26 protein-coding genes are annotated in these 26,144 nt (G+C 53.9%); 13 read left to right on the forward strand and 13 right to left on the reverse strand.

The window, feature by feature from the left end; translation table 11 throughout:
• The first annotated feature begins 4 nt into the window (after positions 1-4).
• The 3 genes from EDF78_RS25915 (at position 5) to EDF78_RS03200 (ending at position 2,037) form a co-directional block, all read left to right on the forward strand.
• Positions 5-652, forward strand: a complete 648-nt coding sequence (locus tag EDF78_RS25915) for a TetR/AcrR family transcriptional regulator (protein ID WP_095925562.1) — start codon at positions 5-7, stop codon at positions 650-652.
• A gap of 281 nt (positions 653-933) precedes the next feature.
• Positions 934-1,503 (forward strand): TetR/AcrR family transcriptional regulator, encoded by a 570-nt coding sequence (locus EDF78_RS03195; protein WP_095925563.1) that lies wholly within the window; start codon positions 934-936, stop codon positions 1,501-1,503.
• Between the two features lie 57 nt (positions 1,504-1,560).
• Complete coding sequence (locus EDF78_RS03200) at positions 1,561-2,037, forward strand: DUF1348 family protein (RefSeq protein ID WP_095925564.1); 477 nt, start codon at positions 1,561-1,563, stop codon at positions 2,035-2,037.
• 395 nt (positions 2,038-2,432) lie between these two features.
• Here EDF78_RS03200 and EDF78_RS03205 read toward each other — a convergent pair whose 3' ends face one another.
• The 10 genes from EDF78_RS03205 to EDF78_RS03250 all read right to left on the reverse strand — a co-directional run bounded on the left by EDF78_RS03205 (position 2,433) and on the right by EDF78_RS03250 (position 12,375).
• A complete protein-coding gene (locus EDF78_RS03205; RefSeq protein WP_133822523.1) occupies positions 2,433-3,128 on the reverse strand; it encodes a DJ-1/PfpI family protein in 696 nt (231 codons plus the stop codon).
• Positions 3,129-3,236: 108 nt separating this feature from the next.
• Positions 3,237-4,514: a TonB-dependent receptor gene (locus EDF78_RS03210; RefSeq protein ID WP_133822524.1), complete on the reverse strand. Its 1,278-nt coding sequence runs from the start codon at positions 4,512-4,514 to the stop codon at positions 3,237-3,239.
• 150 nt (positions 4,515-4,664) lie between these two features.
• On the reverse strand, positions 4,665-6,071 hold the full coding sequence (locus tag EDF78_RS03215; protein WP_133822525.1) for an FAD-binding oxidoreductase: 1,407 nt from the start codon (positions 6,069-6,071) through the stop codon (positions 4,665-4,667).
• 24 nt (positions 6,072-6,095) lie between these two features.
• A complete protein-coding gene (locus EDF78_RS03220) occupies positions 6,096-6,911 on the reverse strand; it encodes an ABC transporter permease (protein ID WP_095925567.1) in 816 nt (271 codons plus the stop codon).
• A 4-nt stretch (positions 6,912-6,915) separates the two neighbouring features.
• Entirely contained in the window at positions 6,916-7,743 is an 828-nt protein-coding gene (locus tag EDF78_RS03225; RefSeq protein ID WP_095925568.1) for an ABC transporter ATP-binding protein, read from the reverse strand.
• Positions 7,740-8,723 (reverse strand): ABC transporter substrate-binding protein, encoded by a 984-nt coding sequence (locus EDF78_RS03230; protein ID WP_133822526.1) that lies wholly within the window; start codon positions 8,721-8,723, stop codon positions 7,740-7,742. The genes EDF78_RS03225 and EDF78_RS03230 overlap by 4 nt, the downstream gene beginning before the upstream one ends.
• Positions 8,724-8,736: 13 nt before the next feature.
• Positions 8,737-9,618 carry a creatininase family protein gene (locus EDF78_RS03235; RefSeq protein ID WP_095925570.1) on the reverse strand — a complete coding sequence of 294 codons (882 nt, stop codon included), beginning with the start codon at positions 9,616-9,618 and terminating at the stop codon, positions 8,737-8,739.
• 21 nt (positions 9,619-9,639) lie between these two features.
• The gene (locus EDF78_RS03240) at positions 9,640-10,110 is read right to left on the reverse strand and encodes a RidA family protein (protein ID WP_131694138.1); all 471 of its coding nucleotides are present in this window, start codon (positions 10,108-10,110) and stop codon (positions 9,640-9,642) included.
• A complete protein-coding gene (locus EDF78_RS03245) occupies positions 10,100-11,380 on the reverse strand; it encodes an amidohydrolase family protein (RefSeq protein WP_133822527.1) in 1,281 nt (426 codons plus the stop codon). Before EDF78_RS03245 ends, EDF78_RS03240 begins: the two co-directional genes overlap by 11 nt.
• 20 nt (positions 11,381-11,400) lie before the next feature.
• On the reverse strand, positions 11,401-12,375 hold the full coding sequence (locus EDF78_RS03250; protein WP_133822528.1) for a PDR/VanB family oxidoreductase: 975 nt from the start codon (positions 12,373-12,375) through the stop codon (positions 11,401-11,403).
• A gap of 213 nt (positions 12,376-12,588) precedes the next feature.
• Here EDF78_RS03250 and EDF78_RS03255 point away from each other — a divergent pair, with 213 nt between their 5' ends.
• The 4 genes from EDF78_RS03255 (at position 12,589) to EDF78_RS03270 (ending at position 17,236) form a co-directional block, all read left to right on the forward strand.
• On the forward strand, positions 12,589-13,512 hold the full coding sequence (locus EDF78_RS03255; RefSeq protein ID WP_133822529.1) for a LysR family transcriptional regulator: 924 nt from the start codon (positions 12,589-12,591) through the stop codon (positions 13,510-13,512).
• Positions 13,513-13,775: 263 nt separating this feature from the next.
• The gene (locus tag EDF78_RS03260; protein ID WP_133822530.1) at positions 13,776-14,765 is read left to right on the forward strand and encodes an ABC transporter substrate-binding protein; all 990 of its coding nucleotides are present in this window, start codon (positions 13,776-13,778) and stop codon (positions 14,763-14,765) included.
• 11 nt (positions 14,766-14,776) lie between these two features.
• A complete protein-coding gene (locus EDF78_RS03265) occupies positions 14,777-16,204 on the forward strand; it encodes an amidohydrolase family protein (protein ID WP_133822531.1) in 1,428 nt (475 codons plus the stop codon).
• 27 nt (positions 16,205-16,231) lie between these two features.
• Entirely contained in the window at positions 16,232-17,236 is a 1,005-nt protein-coding gene (locus EDF78_RS03270; RefSeq protein WP_133822532.1) for a 2OG-Fe(II) oxygenase family protein, read from the forward strand.
• Between the two features lie 58 nt (positions 17,237-17,294).
• Here EDF78_RS03270 and EDF78_RS03275 read toward each other — a convergent pair whose 3' ends face one another.
• Positions 17,295-17,483 carry a YjfB family protein gene (locus EDF78_RS03275; RefSeq protein ID WP_133822533.1) on the reverse strand — a complete coding sequence of 63 codons (189 nt, stop codon included), beginning with the start codon at positions 17,481-17,483 and terminating at the stop codon, positions 17,295-17,297.
• Positions 17,484-17,705: 222 nt separating this feature from the next.
• On the opposite strand from EDF78_RS03275, the gene pstS reads away from it, so the two are divergent.
• The 3 genes from pstS to EDF78_RS03290 all read left to right on the forward strand — a co-directional run bounded on the left by pstS (position 17,706) and on the right by EDF78_RS03290 (position 21,616).
• Complete coding sequence (gene pstS / locus EDF78_RS03280) at positions 17,706-18,752, forward strand: phosphate ABC transporter substrate-binding protein PstS (RefSeq protein ID WP_133822534.1); 1,047 nt, start codon at positions 17,706-17,708, stop codon at positions 18,750-18,752.
• A 452-nt stretch (positions 18,753-19,204) separates the two neighbouring features.
• The gene (locus EDF78_RS03285; RefSeq protein ID WP_053142525.1) at positions 19,205-20,383 is read left to right on the forward strand and encodes an MFS transporter; all 1,179 of its coding nucleotides are present in this window, start codon (positions 19,205-19,207) and stop codon (positions 20,381-20,383) included.
• A 123-nt stretch (positions 20,384-20,506) separates the two neighbouring features.
• Positions 20,507-21,616, forward strand: coding sequence for an alkene reductase (locus EDF78_RS03290; protein WP_133822535.1), 1,110 nt, complete (start codon positions 20,507-20,509; stop codon positions 21,614-21,616).
• Between the two features lie 8 nt (positions 21,617-21,624).
• Here EDF78_RS03290 and EDF78_RS03295 read toward each other — a convergent pair whose 3' ends face one another.
• Together EDF78_RS03295 and EDF78_RS03300 are read right to left on the reverse strand one after the other, a co-directional pair.
• The gene (locus EDF78_RS03295; protein WP_053142522.1) at positions 21,625-22,536 is read right to left on the reverse strand and encodes a LysR family transcriptional regulator; all 912 of its coding nucleotides are present in this window, start codon (positions 22,534-22,536) and stop codon (positions 21,625-21,627) included.
• 22 nt (positions 22,537-22,558) lie between these two features.
• A complete protein-coding gene (locus EDF78_RS03300; RefSeq protein WP_133822536.1) occupies positions 22,559-23,293 on the reverse strand; it encodes a hypothetical protein in 735 nt (244 codons plus the stop codon).
• 233 nt (positions 23,294-23,526) lie between these two features.
• Here EDF78_RS03300 and EDF78_RS03305 point away from each other — a divergent pair, with 233 nt between their 5' ends.
• The 3 genes from EDF78_RS03305 to EDF78_RS03315 all read left to right on the forward strand — a co-directional run bounded on the left by EDF78_RS03305 (position 23,527) and on the right by EDF78_RS03315 (position 26,095).
• The gene (locus tag EDF78_RS03305) at positions 23,527-24,522 is read left to right on the forward strand and encodes an LLM class flavin-dependent oxidoreductase (protein ID WP_162928615.1); all 996 of its coding nucleotides are present in this window, start codon (positions 23,527-23,529) and stop codon (positions 24,520-24,522) included.
• 5 nt (positions 24,523-24,527) lie between these two features.
• Positions 24,528-25,616 (forward strand): alkene reductase, encoded by a 1,089-nt coding sequence (locus EDF78_RS03310; protein ID WP_119824541.1) that lies wholly within the window; start codon positions 24,528-24,530, stop codon positions 25,614-25,616.
• Positions 25,617-25,768: 152 nt separating this feature from the next.
• Positions 25,769-26,095 carry an EthD family reductase gene (locus EDF78_RS03315; protein ID WP_119824539.1) on the forward strand — a complete coding sequence of 109 codons (327 nt, stop codon included), beginning with the start codon at positions 25,769-25,771 and terminating at the stop codon, positions 26,093-26,095.
• Positions 26,096-26,144: the final 49 nt, after the last annotated feature.

Below are 26,144 nucleotides of genomic sequence, written 5' to 3' on the forward strand. Positions count from 1 at the left end.
TCACATGAGCTCACAAGACAACAGACCTTCAGTACGGGGGCGCCGCCCCGGCGGGGCAGTTTCAGGGCGGGAAGCGCTTCTTCCCGTCGCTACACGTTTTTTTTCCCGAAACGGTTATGACGGCACATCTTTACGAAAAATCGCAGCTGAAGCCGGTGTGGATATGGCTTTGGTGGCGCGCCTTTTCGGTTCAAAATCCGATCTCTGGAATGCGGTTCTTGAACATCTGCTGGATAAGCAACGGCATCATCTTGAAGAAATTAGTGCAATTGAACACTCGTTCAGTATCAATCCTGCCGAAGGGTTTCGCCGGTTTATCCGTCACCTGACCGCTATCAGCGTGGAAATTCCAGAGTTTCCCTCGCTGCTGCTGAACGAGGCGGCGAGGGGCGACGAACGGCTTGAATACCTTCTCCTGCATCTGGTTACGCCGTTTCGTGACAGCTGCCTGCCTGTCATCAGACTGGCGATGGAGAAAGGCATCATCAGAAGTCATCAACCCTCACTGACTTTTGCTTTGATGATTTCAGCAATTTCGTTGCCTTTGATCACTCCCGGTCTGATCGATCCAGATGCCCCTCAATCCACCTCTCTTTCCTCTGATATTGCTGATGAAGCTATACGTCTGTTCGTCGTCTCTGAACATTCCTGAACCAATGACCTGTCGCATAAGTGCAGCGGTTGCGCGCTATCGGCAGTTTATAGCCCATCCAGGGCTGCTGGAATCAAGCCTCTGGTGACGGTCTGCTCCTCGCTCAATACTGCCCTATCTGGTGCCAGGGCAGTTTTGTGCCAAAAGGGTACATTTTCAAATCACGCTTTATTCATAAATGGGTACCCGTTCTTTAACCCCCAAAGACTGTATTTTTCATTTTTATACCTGTTTTTAAGAAAACTGTTGACCATGAAGAACGATCGTTCTACCTTCGTCTCATGAACAAGAAGCCAACAGATACCCGCGAAAAAATCCTGACTACCGCTGAGCAATTGATTTATCGGAATGGAATTCATGCCACAGGCATGGACCTTCTGGTCAAGACCTCAGGCGTAGCAAGGAAAAGTATTTATCGCTATTTCGCGAACAAGGATGACGTGGCAGCCGCCGCGTTGAATGAACGTGATGAACGCTGGATGCACTGGTTCAGAACTGAATCTGATAAAGGTGATACTCCTCAGAAGCGCATTTTGAATATGTTCAGTGTGCTCAGGGGCTGGTTTGATTCAGAAGGCTTTCGTGGTTGTGCTTTTATAAATACAGCCGGAGAAGTTGGTGATCATAACGACCCCATTCGTCAGATAGCAAAGCTGCATAAACAAAAATTGCTGGATTACACGCTCGATCTCACGGAGCAATTAAACATTGAGCAACCTGTCGTTCTGGCCAAACAGTTGCTGATTCTGATAGAGGGCGCAATCACCATAGCCTATGTGATGGGCGATAGCAGCGCCGCCGACAGTGCAAGGGAAGTTGCGGAACGTTTGCTGGAACAGGTCTCTCCTTAAGTCCTGAGTAACACAACTGTTTCTATTTATATATCCAATTCTACGGGAGGCTTTACCATGTCCGATACACACACTCGCCAGCCACTTCCACCTTTCACTTACGAATCGGCGACTGAGAAAGTTCGGCTCGCTGAAGATGGCTGGAACAGCCGCGATGCCGAAAAAGTATCGCTGGCGTACTCAATGGAGACCAAATGGCGTAACCGAACAGAGTTTGCAAATAATCGTGAAGAAGCCAAAGAATTCCTCACACGTAAGTGGAACAAAGAACTTGAGTATCGTCTCATTAAAGAGTTGTGGACGTTCGGTAGCAACCGCATTGCTGTTCGCTACGCTTATGAATGGCGTGACGACTCAGGTAATTGGTTTCGTTCTTACGGGAATGAAAACTGGGAGTTTGAAGCAGATGGCCTGATGCACCGTCGCTTCGCCTGTATCAATGACATGCCTATCAAAGAAGGTGACCGCAAGTTTCACTGGCCCCTGGGGCGTCGCCCGGATGACCATCCGGGTCTGTCGGAGCTGGGTCTGTAAATTTGACGATTATCTCGCCAGAAGCCCAGGGCTACTGTCTTAGCTTGGGTTTTTTGACTCAAAAGCTATCCCGATTACCCCGGAAAATTCAATAAGTTAAACCCTGAGTAAAAACTATAATCAACGTTTTCATTACGTATTTCAGTGGACGTTCCCTATTCAGACCTGCACGAGAAGCTTCAGCAACTCATGCAGGATGGACAAATAGGGTTACCGCATCACGTACAACTCCTGCTGCAATCTCAGCATTCTTTATTTTAAACTCACCGCTATTTATGCCTTGCTGAATAATCTGCTGAGCGGTTCAATCAGTGTGTTGCATCCATCGGTTAAACTCACAGCCAAAGTCAAAAGTTGAAAAATGAAGAGGAAAATAACCTTTTTCCGCTATGCCCTTATTTCTGAAGTCTGGCTGCTGCTCTTAAAGTAGCCTGCCGCCTTTTTTCAATAAATGGCGCAGCCTGTTCCTGTGCTTTTTTTAGCTGTTCTTCAGAGGCCGTGCGGGGTGAGCCACAGGTAAAGGGAGGTGCGGGGTCGTATTCCATATGCAGCTGAATATTCTGAGCGATATCACATCCGTAGATTTCTGACACGACGTTGAGAGCAAAATCGATACCTGAAGTCACACCTGCGCCAGTTATACGGTTTCGGTCACGAACTACACGCTCACTTACTGGCTCGGCACCTAACAAAGCGAGCTGATCCAGAGATGCCCAGTGCGTAGTGGCTTTGTATCCCTTCAGAAGCCCTGCTGCGCCCAACACAAGCGACCCGGTGCATACCGAAGTCACCAGCTTTGCATGTTGACTTTGAGTCCGGATAAACGAAAGGACTTCTTCGTCCTCCATCAGGTCAATCTGCCCTGGACCACCCGGGATACAAATGACATCCAGTTCGGGACATGCGTTGAATGTGGTTGTTGGCTGTATAGCCATACCACGATCAGAAACCACGAGGTCCAGGTTTTTCCAGATGAGATGAACCTTTGTGTTTGGCGCTCTTACGAAAACTTCATAAGGGCCGGTAAGATCAAGCTGAGTAAGAGCCGGAAACAGGAGCAGCCCGATTGATGTGCATGCAGAATCACTCATAAAATTCCTTTAACCTTAAAAGGATATAATGTCTCTCCGTTCAACAAAGGCAACCATTTGTTGAGCGGAGAGACGTGCACCTTGTTTTGCAGGCAAGCTGAGCGTTATTTAAAAATCATATTCCAGCGCCAGACGGTTTTGCCAGAAGGATTTGTCGGAGGTGGAGGTGGTTTGCACACCGGCAAAGTCGGTCAGGCTCAGCCCTTTGAGCACGCCGCCGAAACTGTAGGTACCGTACACCAGATATTCAGACTGATTACTGCTTGAGGCACCTTTGGACGGGGTTAAATCCATAAAGGAATAACGGCTGCCCAGAGAGATGCTGTCGGTCGCGCTCCAGTTCAGATCGGTTGAATAGGCGTTGCCGCTGCCCAGATCCTGTGTGCTGGTGAAGAAGGGTTGCGCAAAGTACGGGCCGGAAGAGGTGTTATGTGCGTAAGGTGTCACCAGTGCGCCGTTGCCGTAAGCATCGCCATTGGCGGCAATATGGTTGTAATTCAGTGACCATTTCAGCACCGGCGTGAAATTCATCGCGAACTGCGCGCCGTAACTGGTGCTGTTCACGTTGCCCGCCAGCGCCTTGCCTTCGCTCACACCGCGAATAAACTGAATGCCGATCTTCGGCTGAGCAGGGCTGTCCGTCCACGACAGGAAACTGTCGGCGTACACCATTTTGGTGTAGTTGTGATACTCCTCGTACCACAACTGGCTGTTCAGTTTTTGGTTATCAAATTTAAGGGCGCGGCCGCCGCCAATCCCCCACATGCCGTTGGTGGTGCCGTCGGCGTCGGTATAAGCGGTAGTGTTCAGGAACTCATCGTCGCCCCACGGTTTATAACGGGTGATTTTGGTGGCATGCAGGAAGTTGTCGCTGTCGCCGTAGCTGCTGTCGATACCCCGGAACAGGATCGGCGTGATGCGCCAGTCATAGTCGCCGATGAAAGGAATATTAATACGCTGATCACCGGCGGTGATGCGGAAGTCCTGATAGTGGTAGCTCAGATAAGCTTCGCCCACGCCGGTCTGGTTAGAACCCAGTTCGGTGATCAGATGGTCGTCGTTGTGTGAAATTCCGCGCTGAAGAATACCGCTGACGCCCAGACTCAGGCCGTAATATTCTGCCGTGGCGTATTTCACGCTGCCGCCGTAGCTGACCGTGTCCTGAGAATAGCCCGGCACGAAATACGCATTATGGGTGGAATAATACAGGGTGCGCAGGCTGCCGCTGACCGTGCCGCAGGTGAACATTTCGGTCAGGGAATCTGCCGCGCCTGTGCCGCAGTCAGACGTGACCGGTATGGCCGCAACCGCGTGGTTCATGAATAACGCTTGTGACACGACAATTGCGCTTAACGTGAGCGCAAAGTTGAAGGTGTTACTTTTCATTAATCTCTTCCTGTCAAAAATGTAATAAGTTTCTCCGGCAGCAAAACTGCCGTTAATTGTTTTTATGAGGGCGCACGCAAACGGCTGCCTTCCCGTTTATTTTGTTGTTATCAATAAGCGGGGAGGATAATAGTTATTTTTATTTTACAGTCAATATTTACCCGTCAATAAAAGAGGATCGCTGTCTAATTCCAGCGTGTCGCGCATATCCCAGCCGCGCAGCTTGCCGGGGTTAAGTAACCCGCTGGGATCAAGACATTTTTTGACGGAAACAACGTCGGGCTTTATTTCTCCCTGCTTGCCGTCTTCTATCTGAAAGACATGAGGGTTATTTATTTTTACGTCATTATCACGGAAGGTCATCATTATTTCGTTCAGTCTTTCTTCGGTGGAATAACGTACTAATTGCAAACCGCTGGCGGTGATATTACCGTCATTGTCACGCAGGAATTCAATATGAGAAATAACTTCGTCGCCAAACATTTCAGCCATATCGATAATCTGCTGACGATAATGGGTATAATTAAACGCCGTTTGCAGATAGGTCAGCGTGCTGTCAATTTTCAGCGCGTGCAGCGTGGTGTGGTTCCAGCAATATTCCATCAGTGAAGCATTGGCCTCGCGTGCTTCACTGGCAAACTGACGCACCGCGCTGTGCCCGCGATATTTTTCCAGCAGAGGGGCGCAAAACCCTTCGCTTTCCTGCGCAATCACGCTGATTACCGCGTGCTGACTGGCAAGATAATGTCCGTTCAGATGGCTGAAATATGATGGGATCGGCGCGGCGAACAGCGCAAGCTGCCGTTTCACCAGCCCCGGCGAGCGGGCAAAGGCGTTGGCGTAATCCAGCGCATCGGTGAAATCATCGAATACATCCAGCCGTTCAATCCACTGATGAACCGGTGCCAGCGCCAGTTCGACCTCAAGCACAATGCCGTTGCTGCCATAGGCGTGATGCAGTAACAGCGCCTGCGGAGCCGGAACGTGCAGAATGCGCGGTTCGGCTTCCATAGTCATGACCTTGACGCTGAGCACGTTGCCCGGCGCGCCGAGCGGACCGTAGTTGATCGAGCCGATGCCGCCAAAGCCGCCGCCGTACAGGCCGCCGAGGCTGGCGAGCCGGTAAGTTGACGGCATACAGCGCAGTTCCCAGCCCGCCGGACGGGTCAGGGTTTCAATCTCGGCCAGGCGGATCCCCGCCTGTGCCCGCACCACGCCGTTGCCCAGTTCACACACCTGATTAAAGCCGGTCATATCCACCAGAATTCCGCCTTCCAGCGGGACCAGTTGGCCGTAGTTGCCGGTCGCGCCGCCGCGTAAAATCAACGGTAACTGGTGTTTAACGCAGGCCTGCACCAGTAAACTCAGCTCTTCTTCACTGCGCGGTTTGACCACGGCGTCGGCCTGTTTATCTTCCAGTTGCCGCTTCAGCACCGGGCTGAACCAGTGAAAGTCGCGTGAGAGGCGTTTCACTTTGGGCGCCTGTAACGTCCAGTCGAGATCAGGGAGCGCCTGCTGTATCAGGGCAAGCGCGTGTTGACGTTGTTCACTGTCCATATTTTTCCTGCCTGAGTGATGAGGTTAATGAGATTGCACGGCTTCGCTTTCATGCCAGGCGCTCAGGGCGCGGCGCGAAATCCACGACATCACGCCAAACAGCGCGATACCGGTGAGTGAAATGAGCAGCAGCGCAGCAAACATCAGCGGGATGTCCAGCTGATATCCGGCCTGCAATATCTGATAGGCCAGACCGGTGTTATTGCCGCCGGTGCCCGCCACGAATTCAGCGACTACGGCACCGATCAGCGACAGGCCGCTGGAAATGCGCAGCGCCCCGAAAAAATACGGCAGGGCAGAAGGGATGCGTAAGCGGATCAGGATTTGCAGACGGCTGGCACGGTTAAGCTGGAAATAACTCAGCAGACCCGGCGATACGCTGCGCAGGCCCTGCGTGGTATTGGAAATGATCGGGAACACTGCCATCAGCGTCGAACACACCACCAGCGACAGCGTGGTGTCCTTGACCCAGATAATGATCAGCGGCGCGATGGCCACAATCGGCGTCACCTGCAAAAACACGATGTACGGGAACAGCGCGGTTTCGACAAAGCGGTTTTGCACCAGCACGAACGCCACGGCAGCGCCGATAACAATCGAGAGTAAAAACGAAATCAGGGTGATTTTCAGCGTAAACAGCAGCGACATCATCAGCGAACCGAAATTGGTCCACAGGCTTTGCAGCATCACACCCGGCGAAGGCACCAGAAACTGAGGGATTTTGAAATAACTGACCCAGCCCTGCCACAGTAAAATCACCACCACGGCGACCACGGCCGGATACAGCACCTTGCGGAACGTTGGGTTATTGATCCACGGAACGGATTTTTGAGTTTGCATACTGTTACTCCCTGCCTGATTGGCTGGCTTGCAGCAGGCTGTCCTGCAACTGCTTCGCATAACGTGAAAACGCCGGACTGACGCGGAAATCTTCGCTGCGCGGGAAAGGCTCAGTGATGGCAATATCTTCCACCACGCGTCCCGGACGGGCAGCCATCATGATCACCCGCTGCGACAGAAACACCGCTTCGTGGATAGAGTGCGTGACAAATACCACCGTCAGCCCCTGTTCCCGCCACAGGCGCAGCAGGTCGCTGTCGAGTTTGTTGCGGGTGATTTCATCGAGTGCGCCAAAGGGTTCATCCATCAGCAACAGTTTCGGGCGCGTCACCAGCCCGCGGGCAATCGACACACGCATCTGCATGCCGCCTGACAGCTCGCGCGGCAGGACGTGGGCAAACTTCCCCAGCCCGACCAGTTCAAGCGCCTCGGTGACCCGGGTGTTGGCTTCGGCACGCGGCACGCCCGCCAGATCCAGCGGCAAACGCACGTTATTCTGCACATTGCTCCACGGCATCAGCGTGGCTTCCTGAAACACGAAAGACAGCGGCACCTGCGTTTTTTCACGGCTGTCGCGACGCCACAGCACCAGCTTGCCGTCGCTGGGTTCTGTCAGCCCGGCGACCATTTTTAGCAAGGTACTTTTGCCACAGCCGGACGGGCCGAGCAGGGTGACGAATTCCCCCTGGTTGATGGTCAGATTGACCGGCAAAAGAGCGCGCGTGCCGTTACTGTAAATTTTCTCCGCCGACAGCACTTCAATAGCCGGAACCGGCGGAGGATTGGCTGAGCGGATATCGCTCATCACGGTCAGTTTAGGGGCTGAATTCATGGCATAACCTTCGCGTCTTTGATCATGTCGAGGGTATAAGTCTGTTCAAACGGCACTTTGTCCGCGTCGATCAGCTTGTTTTTCACCAGCATGTCCCAGGTCTTTTTCAGACGCGGTTCAGTGATGATGCCGATACCGCCGGTCTGTGCGTCACCGCCGGTGACCAGCTCATACTTCTTCATCTGCGCGATGCCGAAAGCAATCTGATCGGCACCCATACGCGGGTTGTCTTTGGTGATAAGCGCGTTGCCCGCCGTCGGATCCTGCAGGTATTCCTTCCAGCCCTGCATCGAAGCTTTCACGAACGCAGCCACCGCCGCCGGGCGTTTTTTAACGGTGTCGGCCATACAAATAATCGAGTTGCCGTACGGCGGATAACCCCAGTCGCTGAGCATGTAGACGTAGAACGGTTTGCCGCCTTTTTCGACAGAGAAAGGCTCGGAGGTGACATAACCCTGTTGCACCAGATTATTGTCCGCCAGGAAGGGTTGTACGCTGAAGGTGTACGGGCGGATTTTGGCGCTCGCCAGACCCAGTTCACTCTTCGCCCACGGCCAGAAAGAGGTGTACGCCTCGGTGGCCAGCAGGAAGGTTTTGTCTTTCAGCTCCTGACCTTTCTCCACTTTGTCATGGCTGATAAACACCGTCGGCGAATGCTGGAACACCGTTGCGACGGTCACCGCATGTACGCCCGCCTGCCAGGTTTCCAGCGCCTGGCCGTTATCGCCAAGCGTGCAGTCAGCTTGTCCGGCCGCCATCAGTTGCATCACGTTGACCTGCGGGCCGCCCATTTTGATGCTGACATCCAGACCGGCGGTTTTGTACAACCCTTTGGCCTGCGCCTCGTAAAAGCCGCCATGCTCCGCCTGCGCGTACCAGTTGGTCAGGAAGGTAAATTTCTCTTCCGCCATGCTGGTGGTAGAAACCCCGGCCAGCAGCACGGCCAGCAGGCTGTAAGTGAAGGGACGCTGTTTTTTCATGGTGAGAATTCCTTTATTCAGAGGCCAGAGAAGACGAAGGAGGAGTGAAGCTGGTCTGCACAAAACCGTTCCAGTGGTGTTTTCCCCATGTCGGTTCGCTGCGGACTTTCCATTCCATGTGATGGATTTCGGTGATGGCCTGCGCCCAGCTCGCCGCCAGCGAATCGAGGATCGCGTGGCCCTGTTCAGCGGTCGCGCCGGTCGGGTCGCCGATGACGCCACTCGGGCCAAAATCATAAGACGCCCAGGCGGCGGCAGGACGACCCGATGACAGCGTCGGGCACGGGAATTCCGGCGGATAATTGGCGACTGCGTGTTCGATGTGCACGCATTCGGGTGCCAGCGCCAGCATCACTGCGGTTTCGCTGTGACCGGCGTGCATCGCCATTTTTTGCTCCTGTGCGCTCAGGAACTGGTTTTCGACATTTGGCACACGGAATACGTCGTGCGGGATCATGATCATGTCACCGTGACGCAGGCGCATTTCACGCGAGGCCATTTGCAGCACCTGCGGCTGTCCGCCGTGACCGTTGATCATCAGCAACTTGCGAAATCCGGCGCGGTACAGGGATTCGGCAATTTCCAAAACGGTTTGCAACAGGGTGTCACCGGTTAAAGTCAGCGTGCCGGGGAAATTCAGATGTTCGTCCGATTTGCCGTAAGTGATCGGAGGAATGGCGTAAGCCGGAATGTCTTTTGGCAAACGCGCCAGCGCATGACCTGCCACGCCGGAAGAGATCACGCTGTCCACCGAGCACGGCAGATGCGGCCCGTGTTGCTCAATCGCGCCGGTCGGCAGGACGATCACGGTATTGGCTTTATCGGGCAGGGCAGCAATGGCTGTCCAGCTCAGGAAAGGGAGAAATCGGTCTGCGGGAAGATAGCCGTTAATCATGCTGTGCCTCGTGGTCGGACATTATTGGGTTAAGCGGGATTGCGGTAACCAGGCCGTGGCTTCCACTTCAATCAGCACGTCGGCGCTTGGCAGCATCTCGCTGACCTGCACCACCGTGGAGACCGGCGGTTGCCCGGCGTAAAAGAGTTTCCTGACCCGGCTGTAATACGGGAAGTGATCAAGGTTGCGAAAATACTGCACCAGCTTGATCACATCGCTCATTTGCCCGCCCGCGTCTTCAATGGTGTGGCGGATGCTTTCGAGTACATACCAGCTCTGGGCGAGGATCGGCCCCTGTTTGGCGTCGGTGGAAAACTCACCGGTTTCGCCCAGCAGCAGACGCGCTTCGGCGGGAATGTCCTGAAAACCGCGCACGATGGTTGCCGTTTGCGGGTTGACGGGGATGATGCCGGAGAGAAACACGAAATCACCGGCGCGACGCCACGCGGCATATTTGGCGAGCGGTTTTCCCGCTCCCGCTTCAAGACTCATGGGATAACTCCTGATTCCAGGTACGTTGATGCATCAGCCTGCCGTGGTGAATAACCAGGCGGGCCGCGCTGTGTAAAGGCCAGGTCAGACTGTCGCTGCCGGGAAAGATCACCAGACTGGCGTCGCTGCCGGGGGCGAGCGGCAGTCCGCCCTGATCATCACCGGTCAGGGCGGCGACATCGCAGATAAGCCGCGACTGCCGGTCAAAGACGTTATCGAGCTGAAGCGCGAACAGGGCGCAGGTCAGCGTATCCAGCGGGTCATAACTGCCTGCCGGACAAAAGGCATCCTGCACGTTATCGCAGCCGAGCAGCAGCGGAACACCCGCCGTCTGCGCTTCTTTGAGCAAGGTGATGCCCCGCTGGCGCGGCGTACGGCCGGTCACCGCATCCTGCAACAGCAGATTGGTCATCGGCAGGGCAATCAGCGTAACGCGCTGCGCCGCCAGCACACTCAGCACGTCCCGGGCCTGTTGTTCACTGCCGGAGGCCAGCGCACAGCCATGGCTGCAACAGATGTGACCGCTGAATGTATTCTCTGTCAGGTAATCCGCCAGCCAGCTCAGACCGTGTGCCACCGGGGAAAGCTCCTCGTCGATATGCAGATCCAGATTCAGCTGCCAGCGTGAGGCGCTGCGCATCAGATGGGTCATCGCCGTCGGATCCCAGTTTGAGGAGTGGATAAATCCACCCAGCAGGCAGTGTTTCCCGCTTTCTGCGACCGCACGGGCAATGCGGTCTGCCGCGTGTTCATCAGCAAAAACACTCAGGGGTGCCAGTGCGACGCGCTCCAGCGTGACGCCCGGCTGGTCAATATCGGCCAGCTCCCGCCAGGCCAGCGGCGGAACCACATCGAACCAGTCAATGTGGGTGCGCAAGTGGGTCACGCCGTTAGCCGACGCCCACGCCATGCCTTTTGCAGCGCGCTGGCGAAGATCATCGGCGGTCCAGTGCTGACGGTCCTGATGCAGCGTTTCAATGGCGGCCAGCAGACCGGGTTTCGGCGGACGGCTGCGGTGGAGGGTGAAGGTTTTATCAAGATGCGCGTGGGGTTCCGTCAGCCCCGGCAATGCCAGCGCGCCGTGCGCGTTCCACAGGTCAGCCTGATCCGGCTGAGCAGGCGTCACGGATGCAATTATGCCTGCGTCAAAACGCAGATCTGCCGTAACCGGTTCGCCTGCCTGCAAAGGCCATCCGGCGGGAAGCAGCCACGCGGGCAGACGAGCGTTGGCAATGCCGTTCAGCGGTGTGGTGGGATCCGGTAGGTTCATTGTGTCGCTCCGCGTTGACATCACAGGTCGAGGACCAGAACAGGACTTTTGGATCGCGAACAGCACAGCGTTATCTGCGTATTCTCCGCTTTCTCTGCATCTGTCAGCACGCAGTCCCGGTGATCGGGAATACCGTCTAACACATCAGTAATACAGGAGCCGCAAATACCCTGTTCGCACGACAGCATAATATCGACCCGGGCGCTTAATAAGACTTCGGCGATGGTCTGGTCGCGGCCCACTAAATAACGTTGGCCGGTAGAACTGAGCTGAATGTGAAATTCATTTCCGGCGGTGTCATTATTCATTCCCGTATTGCTGAACCGCTCGAAAGATAATTGATTTTCCTGCCAGTGATGGGTCCGCATAATTTCCTGCAGGCGTTGAATAAATCCGTCCGGGCCGCAGGCCATTACCCGCGTATTCTCATCCGGCTGACATAAGCTCAGCGGTGTGTGATGGCGCAGGGAATCGTTTGCGCCGCTGTCATGTATAAAGACATTTTTCGCTAAGGCAGGCGCCGTTAAGCGCGGCAGAAACGCGATCTGCTCACTGTCTGAAACAGAGTAATGCAGTTCAAATTCAATACCCTGATGTGCAATCTCTTCAGCCATCGCCAGCAGCGGCGTGATGCCAATGCCACCGGCAAAGAACAGATATTTACCGGCGTCGGGCAACGGGAAATGATTGCGCGGAGGCGAAATGGTCAGGTTATCGCCGGGGCGGAAATGATGGTGAATATAGTGTGAGCCACCGGTCGAATTATCCGCCAGTTTTACGCAGATTTCATAATATTCGCCGTTGCTGTTTTCACTGCAAAGTGAATATTGCCGCGGGCCGGTTTCCGGAATGAAAACGTCAATGTGCGCGCCGGGTAAATAAGGCGGTAATAACCCGTTCTGCTGCGGAACAAGCTGCAATGAAATATTCCCTGTTCCGTTTATTTCCATTGATTTTATCGTGACAGGAATGGATCCGGCATCTTTCATCGTCATTTACCGTATTTGCTGAATGAGACATTCATAAAAAGGGGGATCCCCCGGTTTGCCGCATAACCCGCTGTCTTAACGCGCATTACTGCGCAGAGTCAGCCTGATGAGCGGTGAAACGATTGTTCCCGTTGCAATGAAAGCTACGTTATTGTTATAAAACTGTTGCGTCCAGCGCTTTGATTCGCACGTCCCGTTGCATAAAAGAGAGCACTCACTATGTTCGCATTCTCCCGGTTTCTGCTGTACTTCACTGAGGTTGCCCGCCAGGGATCGTTTCGTAAGGCGTCCGAAACCCTGCACGTTGCCGCATCGTCGATTGACCGGCAGATACTGCGGGTTGAAAAAGAACTCGCCATGCCGCTGTTTGAACGGCACCCCACCGGATTGCGGCTGACGGCGGCCGGTGAGCTGTTGCTGCATGCCGCCAGTAACTGGAAAAAGGATTTTTCGCGCGTTCTGGAACAGCTCGATGATCTGCGCGGGCTGCGGCGCGGGCATGTGCGCATTGCCACCATCGACGCCATCAACCGGCAGTTTTTCTCGTCGATGCTCAAAAAGGTGCATCTCGATTACCCGAATATCTCGTTTACCCTGACGACCATGAACAACGTGGATATCCAGCAGGCGCTGATGTCGGGCGACGCCGACTTCGGGCTGATGTTAAATCCGCAAAGTTCCCGCGAGTTGCAGGTGCGCGCCTTTGCTGAAATCGAACTGGGGATTGTGGTGCCGAAAGGGCACCCGCTCGGGGACAGAAGCGGCGTGCGTTTTAATCAGTGCATGGAGTATCCGTTTATCCTGCCCGCTGCGCCCCTGATGCTGGCCGAGCCGGTGCAGGCGCTGATGAATATCAACGGCGACATGATCAATGAGGTCGCGGTATCCAATAATATCCACATGATCCGCTCGCTGATTAAAGAGAAAATGGGCATCGGTATTCTGTGCTGGCTCGACATCATGGATGAGGTGGAAAGCGACGAGTTGCAGTTTATTCCGCTGACCGATCCGCAACTGAAAACCTTCACACTCTCCCTGTGCGTTGCCCCTTCACGCCAGCTTTCACTGGCCGCTTCGATGATGCTCAAACAGCTGGAGATGTTATTCAGCCAGATCCAAACGCCGGGCCACCAGCGCCACTGATTTGCACCGATCTGGTGCGTTGCGCTCTGTGGTGAATCAAAGGTTGCAGCGCGCAAAGATAAAGATCCCCCCGCAAAGCGCAGGGGGCGCGGCTCTGCGAAGTTGGCATCCTTTTTGTATAGGTAAACGTGAGTAGAAGCGGTCAGTGCAGGCAACTGCGCGGGACATTGCTCAGCAACCATTTCGCGGTTCATTTTGAGCCGGTCAGGGGAGCTGAGCCGCATTTGCTCGTCTTCCCTCCGGCGATGATTAGGAGAGGAGCAATGAAGTCAATTTCCCGCATTCCCCTGTCTTGCTGTGTGCTGAGCACGCTGATCACTGGCGCTTTCTCACTGTCGGCGCATGCCGATGAGAAAATCGCGCTGCTGACTTCCTGGTACGCGCAGGCTGAACAGGGCGGCTATTATCAGGCGCTGGCGACGGGCATCTACAAACGTTACGGGCTGGATGTCAGCATTCAGTCCGGCGGCCCGCAGATCAACGGCATGCAGTTGCTGTTATCAAAACGTGCCGACGTGATCATCGGTTATGACCTTCAGCTGCTCGAGTCAGTGCAGCGCGGGTTTCAGGCCAAAGCCATCGCCGCCCCCTTCCAGTTTGACCCGCAGGGGTTACTGACCCACGCTTCTGTCACGTCCCTCGACGGCCTGAAAGACAAAACCATTCTGGTTTCCAGCTCGGGGCAATCGACCTGGTGGCCGTGGCTTAAGGCGCGTTATCAGCTCAGCGACGCGCAGGTTCGCCCGTATACCTTCAACATTCAGCCCTTTGTCGCCGACGAGAACGTGGCGCAACAGGCGTACGTCAGCTCTGAAGTTTTTCAGGCACAAAAGGCGGGCGTGAAATCGAATTTCTTCCTGTTCTCGGAGCACGGCTATCCGCCTTATGGCGGCATTCTGATCACCCGTCCTGAGCTTATCAGCAGCCGCAAAGACGCGATGGCGAAATTTGTGCAGGCGTCGATGGAAGGCTGGGTGAGTTATCTGCAAAACCCGGTGGCCGGTAACGCGCTGATCAAAAAGGATAACCCGAAGATGACGGACGACCTGCTGGCCTGGGGCGTTCAGCAAATCAAAGAGCATCACCTGATTGACGGCGGCGATGCAGCGACGCAGGGCTGGGGCACCATGACTGAAGCGCGCTGGCAGAAAACCCGTGATTTCATGGTCAGCGCCAAACTGCTGAATGCGGATACCGACTGGAAGCAGGCGTATACCACCGAATTTGTTGACCACATGCAGGTTAAACCCTGAGGAGCGTTGCGATGTCATCTGACTCTTTACTGATTAAAAATGCACACGCCATCCTGACCGGTTTACCGGGAGACGAAGCGCGTCATGCCGGGCCGGATATCCGCGTCCGTCACGGCGTCATCGAGGCGATGGGCACCCTGACGGCGCTGCCCGACGAGCGGCTGATTGATGCCCGCGATTGTGTGGTCTATCCGGCCTGGGTCAATACTCACCATCATTTGTTTCAGTCATTACTGAAAGGCGAGCCTCAGGGGCTGAACAAAAGTCTGACCGCGTGGTTAAGCGCCACGCCTTATCGCTTTCGCGCCACGTTCGATGAAGCCACTTTTCGTCTCGCGGTGCGTATCGGCCTGACCGAACTGCTGCGTTCGGGTTGCGCCACGGTGGCGGATCACAACTACCTTTACTGGCCGGATATGCCTTTCGATACCTCCGACATTCTGTTCAGTGAAGGGGAAGCGCTGGGCATGCGCATTGTCTTGTGCCGCGGCGGTGCGACGCAGGGGCGGGCGATTGAGAAAGATTTGCCACAGGCACTGCGTCCGGAAAACTTCGACCATTACATGACGGACATGGAACGGCTGGTCGGGCGCTATCACGATGCGAAACCGACGTCGCTGCGCCGCGTGGTAATGGCACCGACGACATTGCTGCATTCGGCTCCGGGTCCGCAGCTGCGCGAAATGGCGAAACTGGCGCGCAGTTTAGGGATCCGCCTGCACAGCCATTTATCCGAAACGGTGGATTATCTCGATGCGGCACGCGCTAAGTTCGACATGACGCCGGTGCAGTTTTGCGCGGAACACGACTGGCTGGGGGACGATGTGTGGTTCGCGCATCTGGTCAAACTGCTGCCGCAGGAGATTGCGATGCTCGGACAGACACGCACCGGCATTGCGCACTGTCCGCAAAGCAACGGGCGTCTGGGCAGCGGTATCGCCGATCTGCTGGCGCTGGAACAGGCGGGCGTGCCGGTTTCGCTGGGCGTAGACGGTGCGGCATCCAACGAGGCGGCCGATATGCAAAGTGAAGCGCATGCCGCGTGGCTGTTGCAGCGTGCCCGAAAAGGCATGCTGGCGACACCGCGCTATGACGGTGGCACTTTTGAAGGCGGCGGAGACGCAGCATCCATTGAAGACGTGGTGCGCTGGGGCAGTGCGGGCGGGGCGCACATCCTCGGGCTGCAACAAAGCGGCAGCGTGCAGGTCGGTATGCTGGCGGATATCGCCATTTACCGGCTGGATGACCCGCGTTATTTCGGTTTGCATGACATGGCCATCGGCCCGGTGGCCTGCGGCGGTCGTGCCTCGCTGAAGGCGCTGATGATTAACGGCCGCGTGATCGTCGAAAACGATGTCATCCCCGGTCTCGATCTGGACGCCATGCGCCATGAGGCGATGTCAGCCGTCCGTACCCTGCAACAGCGCGCTGCGCGCTAACCCCATTGATTAAGAAGGATAAAAATAATGACGCCATCACCTCAGACACAGTCCGCTCAAACAAAAAGCTATGCATTGCAGGAACTGGAAAAAGAAGCCGGAATGGGCGCGATGGGCGAAGAGACCTTTGCCCGCGAAGTGCGCTGTATTGACCTGTCAGATTTTGAAAACCGTAAAAGTGAGATCGCCGACGAACTCTGGCGTGCAGCCGTCGACATCGGCTTCTTTCAGGTCAGCAATCACGGTATCGCGTTGAGCGATATCCGTCAGGCCTTCAGCATGACCGAGGATTTCTTCTCGCTGCCCGACGCGGTAAAAGCGCAGTATCCGCTGGCGCGTAACGCCGGATGGGAGAATAAATCGCAGGTGCGCCCGTCGACCCGAACGCCGGATCAGAAAGAGTCCTACCAGATCACCCGTCCGCTGATGGACACGCTGTGGCCAGGCGAGCAGGAATTGCCCGCGTTTAAAAACACCATGCTGGGCTTTGAATCGCAGTGCTGGCAGTTGGGCATGAAATTGCTTTCCTGTTTTGCGCTCAGGCTGGGCTTTCCTGAGCATTTTTTCGAACAGGCGCACAATCCTGATCAGCAAACCTATCAGAGCACGCTGCGCATGCTGCATTACTATGCCACCGAACAATCGGAGCAGGGGATGTGGCGGGCGGGCGCGCATACGGATTTTGACTGCCTGACGCTGCTTTTCCAGCGTCCGGGGCAGGGCGGATTGCAGGTTTGTCCGGGTAAAGACAGCGAAAGCCAGCAGTGGACCAGCATCGAACCGCGCGAAGAGGTGATCACCTGCAATATCGGCGACATGCTGATGCGCTGGAGCGATGACCAGCTGCCGTCAAATTTCCATCGGGTGAGAAGCCCGCTGCCCGGCGAATATCAGGGGGCGCGCTACAGTCTGGCGTTTTTCTGTCAGGCCAATAAAGACGTCGAGATTTTGGGGCCACAGGCGAAGTATCCGGCCATCAGCGCCGAAGATTATCTGCAACAGCGTATTCAGGCGAATTTCGCTAAAGGGTAAGCGGTCATAAAAAACAAAAAGCCCGCTGAGTTTACTCACGCGGGCTTTTTTGTCTCTGTCAGGCGGTGGTATTGATATTGCGACCGATTGCCGGATTAGCAGGTAACGTGGGGATCGCGTCAATCATGCTGGTCACTGCCGTCTGCTGACTATCCAGCGACTTTTTCAGCAGGATGTTGTTGACCTGAGTGCTGGTATCCAGGCTATTAAGGCCGGTCGCCAGCGATGCAATTTGCGAAACATCCATTTTGTTCTCCTGTTCGGTACAACATAAAAGGAACTGATTACGGCCCGGAAATCACCATTGCATTGTTATCGGCATGTCAGGCAATAACTTGAGCAGTAAATGCAGTTCTGCGGCAGTCGGGCGGAGGACGTATGCCCCTGATATTACCGCTGGCCGATTCTTGACTATATTAAGCTAAGTATCTCAGGAGAAAGAATCACATCACGCGATCAGGAGCGGAACATGAAATTCATACAGGGGACTTTTTCCTGCTTTATCGCTGTCGTTTTCTTACTCGTCATCACACCCTCATTGGCAGCCGTTAATCTGACAGGTGCGGGGGGCACTTTTCCTGCGCCGATGTATGCGAAATGGGCCGATGCTTATTTTAAAAATACCGGTAATCGGGTGAATTATCAGGGGATTGGTTCTTCCGGCGGTATAAGACAAGTTATCGCGAAAACCATCGATTTTGGTGGCACAGATATCCCCATGAGTGAAGAAGATTTGAACAGGAATGATTTGTTTCAGTTTCCGACCCTGACAGGCGGTATCGTCGTGGTTGTTAACATTCCAGGTATCGCTTCCGGGCAGCTGATTCTGGATGGTGAAACACTGGGAGACATCTATCTCGGTAAGATTAAAAGATGGAATGACCCCGCAATCGTCAGACTGAACCCCGGACTCAATTTGCCTGGCATCAATATCGCGGTAGTCAGGCGTTCTGACGGCGCGGGTTCGACGTATGTATTCACCCGTTATCTGGAAAAGGTAAACAGCAGATGGAAAGCAAACGTCGGCTCTGGTGCGACTGTCAGATGGCCAACCGGCCTCGGGGGTAAAGGGAATGACGGTGTGGCCGCATTTGTACAACGTCTGCGCGGCTCAATAGGTTATGTCGAATACACCTATGCGAAGCCGGGGAATATGGCATACACCCGACTGGTCAATGCGGAAGGTAAAGCGATCAGCCCGAATGAAGCCTCATTCCGGGCAGCAGGCGACGGGGCTGACTGGAGCCAAAGTTTCTCTCAGGATCTCACTAATCAGAAAGGGGATAACGCGTGGCCGGTCACTTCTGCGACGTTTATTTTGATTCCCAAAAAGCAGAGAAATATCGCTAAGGGAAAAGAAATCCTGAGGTTTTTTGACTGGGCCTTTAAAAATGGCGATAGCCTTGCGACAGAACTGGATTTTGCGGCACTGCCTGACCCGTTAGTAGAGAAAATCCGTGCCGCCTGGCAAACCAATATTAAAGACAGCAGTGGAGAACACCCTTTATATCCTTAAGAACTGCTTCCTCACTTTACGGTTCCGGAGCGGCCGGCACAGATTCTTTATTTACCAGACAGACAAATAACACCTGCGCAAAGAAGCGTTGTCGGCTTCTCAATGGCGTCCTTTGGGGAAGCGTTTTTTCCGGAAAATATCCCCGTCAGGCTCGATCCGATTTTTAACTTTGATAGTCCGTTCTTCGCTCATAGCGGACTATGCGTCCACGTCAGGCTGCTTTGTGCCAACAGCGGACATTGCTCATGGTCAGTTATACCAACCAACGAAGATCAGGTCTGTTGCATTGAAGAATTTATGTCAACATAGAAACGCCTGAATACGTATTTCCCCCCTTATCAAACTCAGCGATGATCCGTTCTCCGGAAAATCATCCGGGCAACAACGCATAAAAGTTACGTTTCGCTATTTAACTTTGTGAATTTCATCTGCAATGTTTCTAAGGGTATTCTATGCAAAATAAAAGCACTCTGCTTTTACTGGCGCTGTCTGTGGCTGTTTTCGGGGTAATCACCACCGAAATTGCCATCATCGGCTTACTGCCAAAACTGGTTTCTCAGCTCCACGTCACGCCCACCCAGGTCGGTTTTCTGGTCAGCATCTATGCCATTATCGTGGCCGTTACCGGGCCTTTTATCACGCTGATGCTGTCTGGCTTTAACAAGAAAACGGTTCTGCTGAGCATTCTTGTCGTCTTTATTGTGTCGAACCTGATTTATGCCACCACTGACGTGTTCAACCTGATGTTGGTGTTTCGCATTCTGCCTGCGCTGGCTCATGCCGTCTTCTTTGCCGTTGCGCTGGTTGTGGCCGCTAATTCCGTACCGAAAGAAAAAGCCGCAGGCGCTGCAGCAAAAGTGTTTGCCGGAGTGGCCATTGGGCTGGTGCTGGGTGTCCCACTCAGCTCTCTGATTGCCGAGCATTTCTCTTTATCCGCAGCGTTTTACTTTGGTGCTGCAGCGTGCGTGCTGGCCTTCCTGGGCGTCCTGTTCCTGATGCCCTCAATGCCGACCCTGCATAAGGTTTCCTTTGCCAGCCAGCTTTCCGTACTGCGGAACGGTAAGCTGTGGCTGACCATCTCAACGGTAACGTTAATTTTCGCCGCAATGTTTTCCAGCTTTAGCTATGTTGCAGATTATCTTTCACGCGTTACTCACCTGAATAACAATTACATCAGCGCCATGCTAATCCTCTTTGGTGTCTGTGGTTTTGCTGGCAACTTCGTGTTCAGCAGTTTCCTGCAAAAGAACGTAGTTAAAACCACTCTGGTTTACCCGCTGCTGTTCACCTTGCTTCTGCTTTTGGTATGGTTCTTTGGCTTTTCACCGTTGGTGATGTGCCTGCTGACCGTGTTCTGGGGCGCATTCCACTCCTCCGGCCTGGTGGTCAGTCAGACCTGGTTGATGCGTGAAGCCAGCGAAGCGCCCGAGTTTGCCAACAGCCTTTATATGTCGTTCTCCAATCTGGGAATTACCCTCGGTTCACTGACGGGCGGATGGTTTATCGCCCGCCTGGGGACGCACTCGGTGGTACTGAGCAGCGTGATCTTCACTCTGCTGGCATTTGTCAGCATTCTGATTAAACACCGCTCTGATACTAAAGCAGTACCGGTTCAGGAAGAGATGGCCTGAAAAAATAAAGACGGATCGCTGCTCTAAGTAGAATCTATGGAACCTCTGTTCGGAACAGAACGGGGGTTTTATTCCCTCTTTCAGCACCGCATTATGGAGTTCAGTTATTAAAAGGAGTCTGTAATGGAAAAGTTGTTTACTTCATACACCGTCGGCGACACGACAATTCAAACCCGTATTGTCATGGCACCGATGACCCGTTCCCGGGCCAGAGAAGGGGATATTGCCGATAACCTCACCGCTAAATATTATCGTCAGCGCGCATCAGCAGGCCTTATCGTCAGCGAAGGCTCTCAAATTTCCGTTCAGGGGCAAGGGTATCTTTTCACGCCTGGTATCTACTCTGCTGCACAGGTAGAGGGATGGAAGAAAACGACTCAGGCGGTTCATCAGGCAGGCGGCAAAATATTCATCCAGCTCTGGCATGTTGGGCGAATTTCGCATGTCAGTCTGCAAAAGAATGGCGCCGCCCCCGTCAGCTCAGTTGCCGTCAGGGCTGAAAACTCGACGTGTTATGCCCGTGATGAAAATGGCATTGCTGGACCTGTTCCGGTTTCATTCCCGCGCGCTCTTTCAGCCAAAGAGATCGGTTTGGTCATTCAGGATTATGTACAGGCCGCTGAAAATGCTATTGAAGCGGGTTTTGACGGCGTCGAAATCCACGCGGCAAACGGCTATCTGCTTGAACAGTTTATTAATGGCGCTCTGAACACGCGCAGCGATGAATACGGTGGTGAGAGAATTGAGAACCGACTGCGATTCGTGCTTGAAGTGACTGACGCTGTATCACGGGCGATCGGTGGAGGAAAAACCGGCATACGACTTGCGCCATTTGGTCGTCTGTTTGATATGCATGCATTCAGCGGTGAAGAACAAACCTGGCTGACGCTGGCAGAAGAGCTCACGACACGCCGGCTGGCCTATGTTCACCTGAGCGATCAACAGACTTTAGGTGAACAGGCTATTCCTGAAGGATTCATTGAGAAATTCCGAAAGGCCTACAGCGGCACGCTCATTATTGCAGGGGGATTCGATAAGCAACGAGCCGAAATTTACCTGCAGGAAGGAAAAGCGGATCTCATTGCTTTTGGCAGACCCTATATTGCCAATCCTGACCTCACAGAGCGGATGAAAAACAACTGGCCGCTGAATGAAGTTAACCGGGCAACAATGTATGGTGGGGCTGAGGAAGGCTATACCGATTATCCGTTCTGGCCAGACACAACGGCATAGTCGTCCCATCAGTCAAGTAAGCCGTCTTCTGCTGCCTTTATCAATGTGTCCACAACATAACGAATTTTAGGTAACAGTTGGCGGTTTTTAGGCCAGAGCGCACTGATGGGCATTTCTCCACCGGAATGTCCGACCAGAACCTCTTTCAGCTCCCCTGATTCAAGATATTTTCCAACCAGCCATAACGGCAGTTGTGAAAGCCCACAGCCCGCCAGCGTGGCCGATAACATCGCATCTCCGTCCGCAAACTCATGGGTCGGTGGCGGCGTATACCGCGAAATCTGACCATCATTTTCTTTGAGTAGCCAGGAGATCGGCTGATTCCGGCGAAACCCCACCACACACTGATGCTGGCTCAGTTCTTCAGATGAAACGGGTTCTCCACCGTACAGTAAATAGTCAGGAGAAGCGCAGATAACCAGTTTCTGCGTGGTCAGCCTTCTGGCAACCAGCCCACTGCTGTCGGCAAGTTCACCAATGCGGATGACAAGGTCAATACCCTCCTCAATGAGGTCGACAAATCGTTCGCTGAAAGTGACGGTCAATGCGAGTTCGGGATAACGGCGTGTAATCTGCAGCAGGATCGGCAAAATACGCTGTCTGCCAAAGGCTGCGGGTAAGTCCACCCGAAGCCGCCCTGAAGGCTGGCAGATATGAGAGGTCAACTCGGCTTCTGCCTGCTCAAGAATATCCATGGCATTTTGACAACTTATCAGGAAACGCTCACCATCCGGCGTCAGGCTAAGACGCCGCGTGGATCGCAGAAACAATTTAAGTCCCAGCCTGGCTTCAAGGCGACCCACACTTTTACCCACGGCTGATTTTGTCAGCCCGAGTCTCTCAGCCGCCGCGGTAAAACTTCCCTGCTGTGCAGTAGTGACAAAGGCGGTAATTCCGCCCAGGTGATCGGTATTTCGCATGTTGAATATTCCGTTAAGTGCTTCAGGACCAGTCTGCGTGACGAATGACGAGATAGCGGCCTCCCTCTTCAGCCAGTTCCAGGCTGAGTCTTCGTTCAGTACCGTCTACAGGGAGTAACAGGGTGCTCTTCATCGCCAGAATGTCTGTCTCTTCAATACTTATCCCGTCGGGATCGGCACTGCGTAAAAATGCGGGTAAATTCTGTCGTGTATTCTCATCGGCATTCCCGGAAACGATCGTTGAAACAGCCCCAGACCTTGCGGTCAGCATAAGCTGAAAGAAACGGGCTATAAACGAATGTACTCGGTTTTCACTGAATGACTCACGGAATACCTTATCAGGGTTTTGATATACGGGAGTTTTCTGCATGAAAGTAAAAAAAGCGTCCTCTCCCTCACCGAATAAGAGCGTTGTCCGGTATTCCGAAAGTGCCCCTCCCACCGTCAAATCACTTTCGACCCTCTGGTAGCCAATATCCATATTAACGGTTGCCTCGTTTTCCTGGCCGGGAATAAATTCAAAGCGCCGGATAAAGTGCGAGCCCTTTTCGTATGGCAGGCTTTTCAACCAGCTATTCATTCCGTCTTTTCCCTCGGCCAGAAGATGCGTGCCGGCATGAACCAGCCTGACGTACGGAGTGAAAATATCCAGATGCCGGCTGACCTCCTCTGTTTGTCCCTCAAAAAAAGCAAACCAGCGATGGGCAATATCACATGCCGAGTAATACCGGGCTTTCCAAATCTGCTCTTCAGTCATGGTTTTTCCTTGTCTGTCTGTCTGTCGCGTCGTGTCGTGTCGCAGGTGGTTTTGGTTTGTTGACGCAGAGTAAGACATCAAAGATACCCCTAAAGAAGAAACAGGATTGTAGAATCTAAGTCCGCATAGATGCGACCGAAACCCGATTTATCATCCGTGTAAAAACAATCATAGTAATTTCCGAAATGATTAATTTACCTCCGGACGACTGTTCCGGCGATGTGGAGATAATGATGAAAGAGAAAACAATCCCCCTGTCACTGCTTGATCTGGCACCCATTACCGAAGGCAATACCCTTTCTGACGCCATTACCAACAGCGTGCGGCTGGCGCAGGCGGCCGAAAAAGCCGGGTATCACCGTTTCTGGATGGCAGAGCATCACAATATGGTCGATATCGCCAGCGCGGCGACGGCGGTGATACTCAGCCATATCGGCGCAAAAACTGAAAAAATTCGTATTGGCTCGGGTGGCATTATGCTGCCAAACCATGCACCGCTTGTTGTCGCTGAGCAGTTTGGCACGCTTGAGATTATGTATCCGGGCCGCGTTGATTTAGGACTGGGCCGTGCGCCGGGCACTGACCAGGAAACATTGCAGGCGCTGCGCCGTGAAACCCGCGCCAAGGGACTCGACTTCCCCGACATGCTGGATGAACTACAGCATTTTCTTGCGCCTGCACAACGCGGACAGCGTATTACGGCCGTGCCAGGTGCGGGACTCGATATTCCGTTGTGGCTGCTGGGTTCGAGTACCTTCAGTGCACAGCTGGCGGCGCAGAAAGGTTTGCCCCTTGTTTTTGCCTCTCACTTTGCGCCCGATGCCATGCTCGCTGCCATTGATACCTATCGTTCAGGCTTCCGCCCATCAGAATCGCTTGCCGAACCGTATGTGATGATTTGCGTCAACGTCGTCGCCGCTGAAAACCAGAGCGAAGCAGACTATCTGGCGACTACCGAACTGCAGAAGTTTGTAAATCTGGGGCGGGGCGTTGAGGTGAAATTACCGAAGCCGGTAGACGATATAAATGCGCTATGGCATCCGGTAGAGGCTCAGCGCGTACTGACTCAGCTGCGTGAATCGGTGTGGGGCACAAAAGAGACCGTCCGGACCGGCCTGAATGACCTGGTCCGCCGTACCGGTGCGGATGAAATTATGGTGAATTCGTGGATACATGATGCCGATGCAAGGATCAGGTCACATCAGCTCATCGCTGAAGCCTGGAACTGATGGCTATGAAAAAGCTATTTACCGGCTACAGGCTCGGCGATATCACGCTGAAAAACCGCTTTATCATGGCGCCCATGACGCGCTCCCGCGCACGGGACGAGCATGCTGATGCCTTAACGGCACTTTATTACGCACAACGTGCCAGCGCCGGATTAATTATTTCTGAAGGTTTACCGGTCTCTCGCGAAGGTACTGGCTATCTTTTTAATCCGGGGATCTATCTCGACAGTCATGTTGAAGCCTGGCTGCCCGTCACACAGGCCGTGCATAAGAAAGGAGGAAAAATATTTGCTCAGCTCTGGCATGTTGGACGGGTATCTCATACCAGCCTCCAGCCTGAGGGGCAGCCCCCTGTCAGCGCCGTCGCCGTTCAGGGTGGCAGCGCCTTTGCCTGGGATGAAAATGGTGAACCTGCAACGGTTACTGCAAGCCTGCCCCGCGCCCTGCTGACTGAAGAGATTAAGCAGATAGTGGCTGATTTTCGCAAGGCCGCTGCCAACGCCATTTCGGCGGGGTTTGATGGCGTGGAGGTGCATGGTGCCAATGGCTATCTCATTGAACAATTCATTAATCCTGTACTGAATACGCGCGATGACGGCTATGGCGGCGGAAGCCTGGCAAGCCGTACGCGCCTTCTTCTGGAAATTGTTGACGCCATTTCAGATGAAATTGGTACAAGCCGGACGGGCGTGCGCCTTTCCCCCTGTAATCAGCTTCAGGACATGGCTCCTTACGCCGATACCTCAGAAACCTATCTTTATATCGGTAAGGAGCTTAGCCGCAGAGGGATAGCTTATGTCCACCTGATGGCCCAGGGGCCCGTGATGTTTAACGGCCTGTTGCGCGATTTCCGAAAGGTATGGCGTGGCACGCTTATCCTCGCCGGTGGCCTTACTCCCGCTCAGGCCGCGGCACTTATCGACGATGGGCTGACCGATCTTGCGGCTTTTGGCAGTCCGTTTATCGCCAATCCAGATTTTGTTGAGCGGGTCCGCAAGGGCTGGCCACTGACTATGGCCAGGCGAAGTTCCTATTACGGCGGGGGGGAAGAAGGCTATACCGACTATCCCTTCCATGGTGAAGACCATAACTGAGGCGCAGCCAGTGAAATGTCCAGGCGCGGGCACATCAGGCAGCACTAACCTGCTGATGGTCATGTAAATGGCATTGAGTCCAGATGCACCAGATTAATCAATAACACCTTTTCAAACAATGAATTGCAGGACACTGCACACAGGAGAACACGATGACACCTTCAAACGGCTTCAAGCATGTGGGCTTTCTTATTCGTAAAAAAGGACAGAGCTTTGAAGACTTTGTTAAGCACTGGGATGAAGTACACACGGAAATCGCTCTGCGTTTGCCGGGATTACGGGGCTACGTTTTAAATCCCGTCGATCGGGAAAAATATCCGGATGCACCGGTAGATGGGTTTTCTGAATTATGGTTCGACTCCATTGAAGATGCCGTGGCCGCCTTTGACTCGCCAGTTGGTCAGGAAGCCTTCCGGGATGTGCCGAACTTTGTCGATAGTGCCGCCATTACCTACATCACCGAAATCAGAAAACGTTAGGACTTTACTCTTAGCCAGCGTTCGCGCTGGTTAACACCGGACCGTCAAA

The organism is Rahnella sp. BIGb0236, assembly GCF_004364755.1.
Lineage (GTDB): Bacteria > Pseudomonadota > Gammaproteobacteria > Enterobacterales > Enterobacteriaceae > Rahnella > Rahnella victoriana.